Genomic DNA, 13,257 nt, shown 5'->3' on the forward strand with positions numbered 1-13,257 from the left:
CCAGTTAACAGCGGGGAATGTCACGTTATATTGCCCCGGCATGCACAGACAACACGATTTCCGAGTCACCGACATAAGACACACTAAGCGGAAAAGCATGGGGCAGCACTTCGACCCACTGCTCCAGATTGCCGGTAAAAACAGTACCTGAGTAAAGAAACTCCTTGGCTTCCTCACCGGCGAAACGGATTTTAATTTTCGAGTAACGGTTAATATCTTCAACCACATACATGAGCTTTTCCTCCATGTATTGAAGCTTGCCGTCTTTCCATGCCAGGGATGCATTCACAGGAGACTCCGCAATATCAGAAAGGTGTTCTTTGTCGTAAAAGACCCGCTGCCCTGCCGTAAGATAGGCATCAATGGTATTACCGGTTTTGGTTTCATTCTGCTCCGGTGCAATACTGATTTTGCCCTCAGCCACAATGACAACAACCCGCTCAGCCTGTTTGGAAATATTGAATTCGGTACCCACCGCAGTAACAACACGGTTGCCGGTGACCACAGAAAATGGCCTGTCAGCATCCTTTGCCACATCGAAATAAGCCTCCCCTCTTTCCAGCACGATCTGACGGCGGCTCTTGCTGAATGCCACCGAAACCAGGCTTTGGCCACCAAGAGTAATGACCGAACCGTCTTCCAGCAGCACTTCACGGTTTTGCCCGGTTGCAGATTCATAGACAGCAACGTCAACGGGATAGTTACCGCTGAAATCAGAAAGGTTGACGATAGCGATACAGAACAGTGCGGCATACACCACAGACAAGGTGGATACCTGAAACGGCCGCCAGTCATATAATTTTTCAAGACTGAAAACGCTGAACGGATTGAAGGCGCGTTTTTTTGCCGGTTTTTTCCAGCTTTCTATCTTTTCTTCTCCGTCGTAATCATCAGCCAGCAAATCTCTGTCGTCCGGCCACACCAGGCCTTCCATATCACCTGACAGGTTCAGCACCTCTTCAACCCGTTCGTATTCGCGAATATTTTCGGGCGATTCAGCCAGCCACTTTTGCCATTCCTGAATCTTTTCCACGGCAATATTCGGGTCCTGTAATTCGTAAAACCATTCGGTAGCGATCTCAAAACGTGTCCTGTTTTCAAAATTCACTTCAAATATCTCCTTGATGGCTGTCCAGTCTGTCACGGCAATATTCCGTGGCGCGGACAAGGTATTTTCTGACCATCCTGTCTGAAATGTTCATCAGACTGGCAATTTCACCGGATGACAGCCCGTGTAACCGGCTGAGCAAAAACGCTTTCCGGCATCTGGGAGGCAATTCATTGATAAATCCGGTCATCAGCTTGAGCTGTTCTTTTTTTAACGCATATTGCTCTTCGGACGGGTGGTTACTTTCAACAAACGTCAGTGGTTTGAAGACAGTGTTATGCTGCTTGGATCGCAGACGGTCGATAGCCAGATTAGATGCAATTTTAAACAAATAGGCTTTGAGGTAGCTGATTGCATCCGGTTTATCGAGATCCAGCAGTTTTACATAGGCTTCCTGAGCCACTTCGTGGGCATCGGCATCGGAGCGGAGCCTGGCTCTGAGAAATTTGATCAACGTATCATTATGCTGCCTGAACAAGTCAGCAATGATTTCTCTCTGACCTGTAATGGCTTTCTGACAAGGTAGCGCAGTCTCTTCCAGTTCGTGTTTTTCTATGGCTCTTCCCATAAGCGCCTTCTTCTCAGTTTATAACGGACAATGACTAAGACGGTGATGTCCCGGTCAGCGGAACTTTTTTGTGAAAAAAAGTGAAAATCCGTCAACACAGTTGCGGATATGTCCTGAAAAGAAAGTATGCCGGTACACAGAGACTGGCAGAGGATAAAACGGAAAATGATTATTATTCAGAAGCAGGCAAGTTTCTGATTACCTGATAACTTTTGCATGCAGGCCACTGCGGGGTCAAGGTCTTTCTGCATTCATAGCGGGTGATTTCTAAGTGCTGATAACGAATGAATAGAGAACGCCCGTCTGCAAACATACACATTTATTCACACTGAGTGGTTCCGGAATTACCGGCGCACTCGTTATAGCCATTTTCTCCAGGTACCCGGAACCTTCAACCATGACAGCCAGCCAAAAATTGTTTTCATTCCGCTTTCCAAAGCGCCAACTCATCCGTACTTTCTCTCTCTCACTGGCAATCGGCTTAACCGGCACAGTTGTTATCCCCGCAAACGCTCAGGAAGCGGCTTATCCGCTGCAGATGAGCAGTTCCCGCACTATCCACCGTCCGGAAGTGCCGGGACCAAACGGCCTGGTGACAGCGGGACACCCTCTGGCATCCATGTCAGGACTGAAAATTCTCATGGATGGCGGCAATGCGGTTGATGCTTCTGTTGCGGTACTCGCTACGTTAAATGTGGTACGCCCGCAAATGTCAGGCGCCGGCGGCAATGGATTTGCTACCTATTATGATGCAGCAACAGATAAAGTCTGGTCGCTTAGTGCCACGGGCGCAGCCCCACTTGCACTGGACGCAGCTCCACTTGAACCGGAACAGTTAAATAAAGGGATCCACGCAGGGGCTGTTCCCGGCCTTTTTGGCGGATGGATCAGCATGCTGCAAAAATACGGCACAAAGAGCCTGGCTGAAGTGCTGGCGCCGGCTATTGAATATGCCGAAAAGGGGCATCCGCTGGAAGCATCAGTTTCCAAAGCAATCAGTTACGACGAAGAATTGTACCGCACCATTCCTACCAGTGCGGATATGTTGTTGCCGGGCGGTAAAGTGCCGGCAGCGGGAGAACTGTTCTACATGAAAGATCTCGCCGCCACATTCAAAAAAGTAACAGCAGCAGAAGCCACGGCACTGGCACAGGGAAAATCCAGAACCGAAGCACTTCAGGCCGCTTTTGATCGTTTTTACAAAGGCGATATAGCAAAGGAAATGGCCCGTTTTTATCAGCAAAATGGCGGTGAGTTCACTGAAGAGGATTTCGCAGCCTATCAACCACAATGGGTAAACCCCGTGCATGTGAATTACCGTGGTTATGATATTTACACCTCCACTCCGACCTCACGGGGAGGTCTTGAAGTCGCCATGCAACTGAAACTGGTTGAAGCTTTTGACCTCAGTCAGTATGCCCCGGATGACCCCCGCGTCACCCACATTCTTGCTGAAGCCATTAAGCTGGCGAAAAGTGATGTTTATCATTTCGTCGCCGACCCGAACAAATTTACTATTCCGCTGGAAGGCTTACTCTCTGATGAATATATCGCCTCACGCGTATCTTTACTGAAGCCTGCTGAAGCGATGATATTTCCTGATCACGGTGAACCGCCGGGGAATGCGCAGTCATCAGCCTATCTGGCTTCTCTTGATGGGCCGTTACTGGTAGATGCCAGCCGCGAAAAATCCTTTGCCGGAAGTACCACAAGTTTCTCGGTCATGGATAAAGCAGGCAACGTCGTTGCCATGACGCCTACCCACGGCGGTGCGTTCGGAACGGGCGTTGTTGTAGGCTCTACAGGCTTAACATTTAACAACGGCACTCGGGTCGGCTCCACGTCCCCCTACCCTGACGATATTAACTACGCCCGTGGTGGTCAGATCCCCATTCTGAATAACTCCCCGGTTATTGTCATGAAAGATGGAAAATTCCTGATGGCATTTGGTACGCCGGGCGGTGAAACCATTGGTCAGACACAGTTTCAGGTGCTGGTAAACGTACTGGATTTTGGTATGGGTGTTCAGGAAGCCATTGAAGCACCGCGATTCAGCATTTTTGCTGAACCTAATTTCTATAAACCCGGTGCAAAAATTACCATGCGTATTGAAGACCGCATCCCTGTTGCTCAGTTTGAAGGCCTCAAAGAGCGGGGTCATGATGTCACTCTGGCGCCCTCTTATTCACTCGGCAGCATTCAGGCAATTCTGCGTCACCAGACCTTTGGCACAGTGACGGCCGGTGCTGATCCCCGGCGTGCCGCATATGCAGTAGGCTGGTAAATCCCGCTAAACAGTGTGAATTCTCCTAAAACAGTTTTATCAGGAACATAACTATGAAAATCATCAGAAGCGGACTGCATCTCAGGCATGTTATTTTATCAGCAATGGTTCAGACCAGTTTGTTCACCACATCCGCATATGCTGCAACCACAGAAATCCAGACATCAGAGAACGTGGTGTTACAGGAAATCCGGCCGGAAAAAGGCGGCCTGCACGGTGCAGTGGTATCTGAGCACCCGCTGGCTTCCCAGGTAGGCTACGATGTACTGAAAGCCGGTGGGAATGCCGTAGACGCCGCCGTCTCAATGGCAGCAATGCTGTCGGTTGTCAGACCCCACATGAACAGCGTGGGCGGCGACACTTTCGCTTTGTTTTATGACGCTGAAACCGGTGAAATTACGGCACTGAACTCATCAGGCAAAGCCGCAGGACTGGCAGAACCCGGGTTTTTCACATCGCAGGGACTCGAAAGACTGCCGTTTACCGGTCCGCTCACAGTGACCGTGCCGGGTACCGTGGCGTCATGGGAAGCCTCGCTTAAACGTTTCGGTACAATCAGCCTGAGTGACGCACTGCAACCGGCTATCGAAGTGGCACGGGACGGCTTTATGGTCAGCACAACGTTAGCTGCAGATCTCGCCAAAGCCGGACCGCGACTGAACGAAGCGGGCAAAGCGGTATTTTATCCCGCCGGTGCTCCATTAGAAGCGGGTTCAATACTGAAAAATCCTGATTTAGCCGGCAGCCTTTCTGCGATAGCGAAAGACGGTGCCTCAGTGATGTACGAAGGTAAGCTCGGACAAAAGATGGCAGCATTTCTGGAAGCCGAAGGCAGTCCTTTACGCGCTTCAGATTTTGCCAGTTTCAAACCTGAGTGGACAACCGCGGTAAGTATGCCTTTTCAGGGTAAACACGTGCATACTGTAAAGCCCAACTCCCAGGGCATTGTGCTTTTGCAAATGCTGACAATGGCCGGCAATATGCCACTTAAAGAGATGGGCCAGAATTCAGCCCCGCTGTTACACAATTTAATTGAAACCACCAAAATTGCCTTTGCCGACCGGGACCGCTGGGTGGCAGATCCGGCGTATGCTGACGTACCTGTTGACGGATTACTCGATCCTGCTTATCTGAAAAAACGGGCTTCGCTTATCAGTAACAAAGCGAGCGCAGATTATATCTCAGGTTTATCTGTTCCCGATGAAAAAGGAGCCTTACTGAACGAGGACGGCGATACCGTATTTTTGATGGTCGTGGATGAGAAAGGCAATGCTGTAAGTTGGGTTCAAAGCCTGTACTCCAGTTTTGGTTCAAACCTTATGGTGCCGGGAACAGGCATTGTACTGCACAACCGGGGTGCCGGTTTTTCACTGGAGGAAGGGCATCCGAACCAGATTGCGCCGGGTAAGCGACCTTTTCATACGTTGATGGCTGCCATGGTAACTGATGACAATGGCAAGTTTGAAATGACCATAGGCACACCCGGTGGTTCAGGGCAACCACAGTTTATTACTCAGGCGCTTATCAACAGCTACGTTTTTGATATGTCACCGCAACTGTCCATCGAATCCCCCCGCTACCGCATTGGCTCCGGTACTGCCGTGACTTTAGATGAACGCCTGTCTGACAGTGTGATCCGTTCCCTGACTGAACAGGGTCACGACATCACACTGAGTGAAAGCTGGGTGGCCAATTTTGGTAGTCTGCAAATTATCCGCCGTTTACCCAATGGCGTGTTGCGTACCGGTGCAGATATGCGCCGTGAAGCAACCGCGCTGGCGTGGTAACAAACGTTAAGCAAACACTGCCGGTGTGGTCTTTTCAGCCCGCCGGCAGAGTTATTGTGAAGCGGGTGCCTTTAAAAGGTGTTTGTACTGTCCGTCCCGATGGCGGCGATTCGGCGGTGATCTTTCCATCGAAACTGGTGACAAAGGTTTTCACAATATTCAGTCCGTAGCCAATGCCCAACTCAGACTCTGTTCCCATAGAAGACACGTTCTTTTCCACGGTGAACAAGCGGGCAAGTTTTTCTCCCTCAATGCCGGTTCCTTCGTCTTCCAGAGTAATAGCAACGGTATCGCCCTTCTCTTCTGCATCCAGTCTGATGGTGCCGTTGTGATAGGAAAACTTCACTGCGTTGGACAGCAAATTAGCCATGACCTGATGGGTAAACAAACCGGGATCCACGTTAATCCGGATTTTCGATAACTTCTCTTCGTCATAGGTAAACGTGAGGGATTTATGCTGCAGTTTCATCTCAAACAACGATGATAACAGGCCGACACAATCAACCAGGCTACAGGGTTGCTTTTTGATTTCAAGGGATTCATTGGCCAGCAAATACATTTGCTGAACACGCTTTGTCATATCGGTCAGTGACTGGCAGGCAACATCAATATTATCAATATAATGTTCCGGAGCCCCCTGCCGGGTTTTCAGCGCCCAGCTGGCTGCATTGATACTGGCTACCGGCGTGCTCATGTCGTGAGTCAGTACCTTCAGTAACATACTGATGTTAGCGTTCTGGGCAGACAGTTTCCGTTCGTATCGTTGCTGCATGATCAGATGAGCATACATCATGGTGGTGTTGATAAATATCCAGCCGAACACCATCAGCGACTGGAAAACCGGCGACATGATACCGTCACCACTGCCCGGGAAATTAAAGCCATTAATGTCCATGAGAAGCAGCACCAGGCATACGCTGGTGGTAAGTGTTGCCCAAAGCACCAACCCACGCATACCGGAGATGATCCCCGCCAGGCTTGGCAAAATCCCGAACCAGATCAAAATATAGCTGTTGAATCCCCCGGAATAAAACGCTGAAACCAGTTGGTGGCTCATACCTGCCAGCAACATGATGTTAGAAATTAAAAAGACGCGGTTAGAGAACCGGTAAAATAACGGACTGATCAGGTGCACGATGGATGCAACGAGGCTGATAACCTTGGGGGTAGTGCTGCTCATAAAAATGAACGACACTGCGACATAAGCCCACATAAGAACACCGGTGCACAACACGGTAATAAGATGCGCGTGGATAACTCTGGGATCGAGGTCGTTTTTTTTCAGCCTGACGGCGGCGATGTAATTGAAAATGTGCCAGTAGAGTTTACGCAGGACACCTTGAGACTCAGTTCGTTTTACAGACATCGTATTTCAGTTATGATTAACGAATAATCTAATTTACGGGTTTTGCCCCGTTAATTCCATAAATCCCTGCCCTGAATGTGTACCTTCTACATTCACCCTGCCTTCATAGTAGGAAAAGCGTCCTTCGTTCCACTGTCCGGCCTTAAAGGGACTGATATTCACATCAAGATTTTTTGACGGGATCTTCATGTTCCAGCGAACCTGAGCTGTACGGCCATGGAAGGTTTCGGCTCCGTCCGGAATCAGAGATAAATCCTCCTTCGACAAGGTTTCAGACCGTCCGTCAGAAAAAATATAGGTGCCGGTGACATAAGGAGGCTGATTGTTTACATGCATTCTGAACGCCATCACTTTATCACCATTATCCAGGTGCAGTGAGAACCATTCCCAGCCTAAGGCATCGTCACTGGCCAGCTGACTGCTCCATTCATGATCGAACCAGCCGGACCCTGTCACTTCCGTCTTTTCACCGTGACTGTTTATCACCCCGTTTGCCTGAATAAATGGCTGACTGTAGTAATAAGACCGGTATTGCTCACTGGCTGATTTGGTGCTGTAGCCCTGCTGTCCGTGAAGCACGGGGGGACCATTTGTGGTCAGGCTGAGGGTAATATCCATATGCCGGTTTATGGTGAATTTGAGCTCAGACGGGGTAAGAGCACTCCCTTCTGCCTGCCAGCGCCAGTTGTCGATAAAGGCACTGAACGGTGCAGTTGTCACACCGGCCAGTCCGGTGCCACCGGCAGCGAATCGTTCTTCAAACTCATGACTGACAGTACTGTGCAAAGAGGCATGCCCCATCCACCATTGGTTATCCGCCCAGTTATTTGGCTCATATCCGTCATTAATGAATCTGAAGAGTGTGAATTGCAGCCCGTATTTGTCCGGTCCGGAGCCGGCCTCAGGTTGTGCGTTCTCCAGTACGAACGTGAGATACCACCATTCGAGGCGAAATGCCGGGTGACTGCCATGATCATCAGGCAGAACGACAGGTCTGTCAGCGCTGACTGTTGCACTTTGAGGAAGTTTCCGGCTTTCATGCATATTCAGACCGCTGAAAATGCCACCGGCTCTCGCTGTGTCAGCGGCCTCGTCAGTATCTGAATCACCGGAACCGGTTATCAACAGAAACGCCGGCAGGGTGACCAGAAACAACGCAAAACTGATTATCAGCACAAGTACAGCCGGCTTTCTCACAGTCCTTCCTCCTGCCTGAGATCCACTTTTGCGTTCATTTTGCCCAGAGGCAATAACAGAATAATAAACACCACAGCCATGCTAAGCATAAGACCGGACAGCAAAACGTCCACTGACACATTCAGCGGATAAACCCAGTAGAACGCGTACCGGTTTACCTGAAAGATAAATACATGAGCCAGCACAATACCAGCCGGCAATGCCATTAACCCGGCCAGCAAGCACAGCAACATATACTGGAATATCAGTACCAGTCGTAACCGCCACTGGCCAACCCCCATGGCCCTCAGCACATTCAGTTCAGGCCGGAGCTCAAGAGTAAGCACACTGACAGAAATGGCAAAAGCGAGACCGGCCACCAGCAGGGTTGCCACGTTCAGCGCATCGGTAACGACAAAAGTACGGTCGAAGGTGGCCATAGAACGGGTGATCAGTTCGCCGGTAAAATACAGTGTTCCGGCACTGGCCAGTTCGCTTAAATCCGGTTTCTGCCCGGAGAATGCATGATTATTGTAATAAATCGCCGAAAGTCCGGCATAGCCTGACGGCGGTGAAAATACCGGCAGGGGCAATAAAAGCTGCGCTTCAGGATTGCCATAATCCGGATAAATTCCGGCAATCAAAAAAGCCTCACCGGATGACTTGTCAGGGAGGCTGACCAGGGTGCCATCATCAGTTTGAATATCGCTTAATACCACACTGTCGCCGGGCTTAATATTTAGCCGGAATGCCAGTTGCTGATTAACAAAAATCCCTTGCCGGGATCTAAACTGTGACCAGGCTTGCTCAGCGAACGAATATAATGCAAGGCTTTTACGGGCAATGTCGTCAACCGGGAAACTCTTCACTGAAACCGCCAGGCGTCTTTCAGTTGAAGGTACATTAAGACGAATAGTGCCCCGCCCTTCATAGACTGAACGGGTTTGAATCTCATCGTTAATTAACTCCGGAGGTGACGGAGCGTCTGAATAAAAGTATGCCGGTGCGGACAACCGCTGCATCAGCCAGTCTTCAGTGGCCTGCCTGAAACTGTCTGTCATCACATTCATGCCAGTATTCGCGGTGAGGGCAATAAAAAATGCACAAACAGCCAGTTTACTCTTTGCAGAAAGTCTGTGCGTGCCCGCTGCCACATAAGACAATACAGGCATTGAAGACGGCACCAGCCTGCAAACCATTGCTGTAAGTGCCGGCAACCACAATATAACCAGCACACAGCCACTTAATAACACTGCGCCGGTGCTGACCAGCGCGGTCAGCGTACTGTCTGCATTAAAAACAAAACCTGCCGCAATGCCAGTGACTATTACTGTAGTAAACAGGCGTCCGGTAACAGACAGTGTTGTCTGACTCTCACTGAAACGGCGCAGCGACAGTGCACCGGATAGCTGTTTAACCGGAATAACAAAAAAAATCGCCAGCGCAATCACGCTGATAAGCCAGGCCAGCAGCACCATCTGCACAATAAAAGGTGAAGGCGAAACAAATACCCCGTCGAACAGGCCGGCAAACACAGACTGCAACACCGGAGTTAAACCTCTGGTAAGCCCGAGCCCGCACAACACACCAGCCGGCGCGGCGATAAAACAATACAGAATAAGTTCTGCGAACAGCGCAGTGAGTATTGTCTGCTTTGCTGTACCCAGTTGCCTCAGCCGTATAATCGTTGCCAGCCTGGCACGGTACATCAGCATGAGTGCATTTAAAATGATGAACAAAGCCACTACCGCCATAAGCATACCCATGGCCTGCAAATTCAACCTGAAACTGGCTGACAACGTGCCTGTTTCTGCCTGAACCGGCGGCGGTATAAAAGTAAGATGAGCAGGTAGTGCAGATTTTAGCTGTGCGATTTGTTGATCATCCGGGTCGCCTGCAATAATCAGCGCAGACAGAGGGGTGTTGTCAGGCGTAATCTCTTTCCGGTAAAAATTTTGCAGACCAGTTACCAGCATATCCTCCGGCAGCCCCTGCACAGAGACAGGCTGCCGGACAGCCGTACCATCGCCGTACAGCATCTGATTGTCACAGGTAAAGCCTGTCATAAACCCCGGTGCAGCATAGCTGACAATGCCTGATGTATTTCCCCGGTTGCCGGGTTCAAATAATACAGAACCACCGGAAGCACTCTTGAACGTGCGGGACTGAACAGTCGTGTCAGGTAATGACATGAGGGCTGTTTCATCAATACCGGTCAGGGTGACAGTTTTTGCGTTTTTACTTTGCTTTCTGTCGTTCCCGGTACCACCGCAGGAAAGTGTAATATCCCGCTGACTGATACCAATCAGCCCGGTAAACCCCTGCTTTCTTAACCGGATATAGTCTTGTTTCGTTAACGGCTCAACGTCAGAGCGCGGCGACACCGTACCGGCAGCAAAGAACCCGGGACTGCCGGAAGCCAGCTCCCCCTGCCTTGCGCCTTCATTAATTAACCAGACGGCAGAGAGCCCGCCGGTGGCGACAAGTAATGCCATAAGAATAAGCAACGGCTGCCATGGCCGGGTCAGCGCCATTCTCAGAAAAACGTGCAGCACAGGAAACAAACCGTGCATGCCTCAGTCTTCCAGCTTTCCGTGACGTAACCAGCATTGCCGCTGCGCGAGAGCGGCTACTTCATTACTGTGTGTTACCACAACCAGCGTAGTGTTCAGCTCACAGCACAGTGCATATAAAGCAGCAGATACTTTTTCACTGTTGTCCTCATCCAGATTGCCGGTAGGTTCATCTGCCAGAATGAGGGAAGGTTTATGAACCAGAGCACGGGCAATGGCAACCCGTTGCTGCTCACCGCCTGAAAGTAAGGCTGCAGACTTACCGGCCAGCGCGCTGATCCCAAGCCGTTGCATAATGTGCTGCTGATAATCAGGATCCACATTGCCTTTTAACCTGGCGGTAAAGGCAATGTTATCTTCAACAGATAAACAACTCAGCAGATTGAAACTTTGAAACACCACTCCAAGGTGTTCTCTGCGAAAGCGGTCAGCCTGCTTTTCTCCCTTAAAAGGCAGAGTAACGTTATGAACAGTAATGGAGCCGCTGTCCGGTTCATCAAAACCGGCAATCAACGAAAGTAATGTAGACTTACCGGAACCGGATGCGCCGCGAATACTGACAGACTGCCCGGTGTCCAGAGATAAATCAAGATCGTCAATAACAGGTTTGTTGCTGTCATCGAATTGCTTGCTTAGGTGGTGAATTTTCAACATGTCTCTGCACTAACCCAGCACCTGAAAAGGTGTCCTGAAAGGTGAAGCACCGGAAAATCAGCGCCCGCCTTCATTGCTGTTTGCTGCAGCTACATGCGCCTGGGTACCCCACAGCGGCACAGTGGATAAACTATGTTTGAAGCTACCGGAAGTCTCTTTCGTAGAATATGCCAGATACATCAGTGTCTGGTTTTCAGCGTCGAGAATGCGCCGGATTTTCATTGACTTAAACAATATGCTTTTGGACTTGGTAAACAGCACATCGCCGTCTTTTCCCTTGTCGATTTTATCTATCATCTCACGGGTGATCGGGCCGGTCTGACGGCAGGCAATGGAACTGTCTGACGGGTCGGAAAAATCCAGATTGGCTTCAATACTGGACACATGGCAAGTTACACCGGTGACCACAGGATCGGAAAAGGCGTCCAGCTTAATATCTTTGGTGGTGAAAACACCCAGCGACACATCACCAACTTCATTTCTGTCACAGCCACTTAATAATAAAACGGCTATAATACTGACTAACACCCGCATACCTGCTTCCCCCGGTTAAGTTCATAGTTTTCTGCATCTTAGTACTGTTAATTCAGTATGGCGGATTACACCGGCTATATTAAACCCTTTTCAGTTTGAACCAACCCTCAATTGTGCCGTATCAGAAGCAGCACTCAGGAGAATACCGTGAAACAACCTTTACCTATGCAACTATTTGAGCTGTGGACACTGGCACCTCAGGTTATCGCCACCCGGTTAATGCAAATGGCCACCACGTCGTACCCGGCAAAAAAATCCGAAGTGCGTGAAATGAATGAGATGTGGACAGAAAAGGTACAGGCCGTGGTCAGTGCCTGTCAGGCTGTAACGGCAGAATCCATGCGTTTTCAAACGAAGATTTTTTCCGCAGTTGTCGGTAGTGCCATGACCCCTGCACTCATTCCGCAAACCACAGCACAGGCAATGCTTCGCTACGGACCTGCAGCGGGAACGAAAATGACAGAGAAGCTGGTTCAGCCTTTTCACAAAAAAGTGAAATCAAATGCCCGGCGTCTGCTATAGCACCGGTCATCCTGTGCTTCAGCCTTGTGACACCGGATGTAAATAAAGAACGGTTTAGCCGGCTGCCAGCCAGATCCCGACACCGATCATCAGGGTGCCGGCAATCCGGTTCATCAACCTGACATTACCGCTCTTCATCAGCAGCGACCTCAACGAGCGGCCACCGGATGCATAAATCAGCAGGCAGGTGAATTCGAGCAGGAGAATAATCGCAATCAGGCTGACCAGCTGAGCTGCCAGCGGTGAGCCGGTATCAAGAAACGGTGGTAACAGCGCAACAAAAAATGCCCACCCTTTGGGGTTAGCAATGGCCGTGATAAAACCCTGCATAATTAACGCTTTTTCCGTGGCCTGTGCCGCACTATCAGTGCTGATGGCCATTTTGCCCCGTGACATCCACATTTGTATGCCGGTATACGCCAGATAAACCCCGCCGGCATATTTCAGTACGGTGAACACATCCGGATAATTTAATAACAGTGCTGCCACACCGGCGGCAGAAAGGGTTGCCACCAGACCGACGCCGGCCAATTCTCCCAGCATCATCCACAGTGCCCGCTTAACGCCGATACTCATGCCCAGTGTCATCGCCAGCGTCATACACATACCCGGCGTCACAGAAACAAAGAAGAAGGTGGGAATAAAAACAGACAATAAGCCGGTGTTCATAAAATAATGTCCGCAA

At 50.0% G+C, this 13,257-nt stretch carries 11 protein-coding genes; 3 read left to right on the forward strand and 8 right to left on the reverse strand.

Annotated elements, in window-relative coordinates; all coding sequences use genetic code 11:
• Window positions 1-25: 25 nt before the first annotated feature.
• Together DS731_RS12895 and DS731_RS12900 are read right to left on the reverse strand one after the other, a co-directional pair.
• Window positions 26-1,144, reverse strand: coding sequence for a FecR family protein (locus DS731_RS12895; RefSeq protein WP_161599153.1), 1,119 nt, complete (start codon window positions 1,142-1,144; stop codon window positions 26-28).
• The gene (locus DS731_RS12900; RefSeq protein WP_119501714.1) at window positions 1,110-1,676 is read right to left on the reverse strand and encodes an RNA polymerase sigma factor; all 567 of its coding nucleotides are present in this window, start codon (window positions 1,674-1,676) and stop codon (window positions 1,110-1,112) included. The genes DS731_RS12895 and DS731_RS12900 overlap by 35 nt, the downstream gene beginning before the upstream one ends.
• 397 nt (window positions 1,677-2,073) lie before the next feature.
• Between DS731_RS12900 and DS731_RS12905 the strand changes: the two genes are divergently transcribed.
• Both DS731_RS12905 and ggt read left to right on the forward strand, forming a co-directional pair.
• Window positions 2,074-3,960 (forward strand): gamma-glutamyltransferase family protein, encoded by a 1,887-nt coding sequence (locus tag DS731_RS12905; RefSeq protein WP_119501715.1) that lies wholly within the window; start codon window positions 2,074-2,076, stop codon window positions 3,958-3,960.
• Between the two features lie 53 nt (window positions 3,961-4,013).
• Window positions 4,014-5,747, forward strand: coding sequence for a gamma-glutamyltransferase (gene ggt, locus DS731_RS12910; protein ID WP_119501716.1), 1,734 nt, complete (start codon window positions 4,014-4,016; stop codon window positions 5,745-5,747).
• Window positions 5,748-5,781: 34 nt separating this feature from the next.
• On the opposite strand, the gene DS731_RS12915 is transcribed toward ggt, so the two are convergent.
• From DS731_RS12915 to DS731_RS12935, 5 genes are read right to left on the reverse strand one after another with little or no spacing between them, the layout of a single operon-like run.
• The gene (locus tag DS731_RS12915; protein ID WP_119501717.1) at window positions 5,782-7,113 is read right to left on the reverse strand and encodes a sensor histidine kinase; all 1,332 of its coding nucleotides are present in this window, start codon (window positions 7,111-7,113) and stop codon (window positions 5,782-5,784) included.
• A 33-nt stretch (window positions 7,114-7,146) separates the two neighbouring features.
• Window positions 7,147-8,310 (reverse strand): lipocalin-like domain-containing protein, encoded by a 1,164-nt coding sequence (locus tag DS731_RS12920; protein WP_119501718.1) that lies wholly within the window; start codon window positions 8,308-8,310, stop codon window positions 7,147-7,149.
• Complete coding sequence (locus DS731_RS12925; protein ID WP_119501719.1) at window positions 8,307-10,862, reverse strand: FtsX-like permease family protein; 2,556 nt, start codon at window positions 10,860-10,862, stop codon at window positions 8,307-8,309. The genes DS731_RS12920 and DS731_RS12925 overlap by 4 nt, the downstream gene beginning before the upstream one ends.
• Window positions 10,863-10,865: 3 nt before the next feature.
• A complete protein-coding gene (locus DS731_RS12930; RefSeq protein WP_119501720.1) occupies window positions 10,866-11,516 on the reverse strand; it encodes an ABC transporter ATP-binding protein in 651 nt (216 codons plus the stop codon).
• A gap of 57 nt (window positions 11,517-11,573) precedes the next feature.
• Window positions 11,574-12,050 (reverse strand): CreA family protein, encoded by a 477-nt coding sequence (locus DS731_RS12935; protein ID WP_119501721.1) that lies wholly within the window; start codon window positions 12,048-12,050, stop codon window positions 11,574-11,576.
• Window positions 12,051-12,197: 147 nt separating this feature from the next.
• Here DS731_RS12935 and DS731_RS12940 point away from each other — a divergent pair, with 147 nt between their 5' ends.
• Window positions 12,198-12,572, forward strand: a complete 375-nt coding sequence (locus DS731_RS12940) for a hypothetical protein (RefSeq protein WP_119501722.1) — start codon at window positions 12,198-12,200, stop codon at window positions 12,570-12,572.
• Window positions 12,573-12,626: 54 nt separating this feature from the next.
• On the opposite strand, the gene DS731_RS12945 is transcribed toward DS731_RS12940, so the two are convergent.
• Complete coding sequence (locus tag DS731_RS12945) at window positions 12,627-13,241, reverse strand: LysE family translocator (RefSeq protein ID WP_119501723.1); 615 nt, start codon at window positions 13,239-13,241, stop codon at window positions 12,627-12,629.
• Between the last annotated feature and the right edge of the window lie 16 nt (window positions 13,242-13,257).

Origin of the sequence: Alteromonas sp. RKMC-009 (assembly GCF_003584565.2) — a bacterium.
Classification (GTDB): Bacteria; Pseudomonadota; Gammaproteobacteria; order Enterobacterales; family Alteromonadaceae; genus Alteromonas.

Excerpts from the sequence above, each read along its gene's own strand:
- DS731_RS12900 (WP_119501714.1), bottom strand. The coding sequence starts at position 1,676 with ATGGGAAGAGCCATAGAAAAACACGAACTGGAAGAGACTGCGCTACCT.
- DS731_RS12905 (WP_119501715.1), top strand. The coding sequence starts at position 2,074 with ATGACAGCCAGCCAAAAATTGTTTTCATTCCGCTTTCCAAAGCGCCAA.
- ggt (WP_119501716.1), top strand. The coding sequence starts at position 4,014 with ATGAAAATCATCAGAAGCGGACTGCATCTCAGGCATGTTATTTTATCA.
- DS731_RS12915 (WP_119501717.1), bottom strand. The coding sequence starts at position 7,113 with ATGTCTGTAAAACGAACTGAGTCTCAAGGTGTCCTGCGTAAACTCTAC.
- DS731_RS12925 (WP_119501719.1), bottom strand. The coding sequence starts at position 10,862 with ATGCACGGTTTGTTTCCTGTGCTGCACGTTTTTCTGAGAATGGCGCTG.
- DS731_RS12930 (WP_119501720.1), bottom strand. The coding sequence starts at position 11,516 with ATGTTGAAAATTCACCACCTAAGCAAGCAATTCGATGACAGCAACAAA.
- DS731_RS12935 (WP_119501721.1), bottom strand. The coding sequence starts at position 12,050 with ATGCGGGTGTTAGTCAGTATTATAGCCGTTTTATTATTAAGTGGCTGT.
- DS731_RS12945 (WP_119501723.1), bottom strand. The coding sequence starts at position 13,241 with ATGAACACCGGCTTATTGTCTGTTTTTATTCCCACCTTCTTCTTTGTT.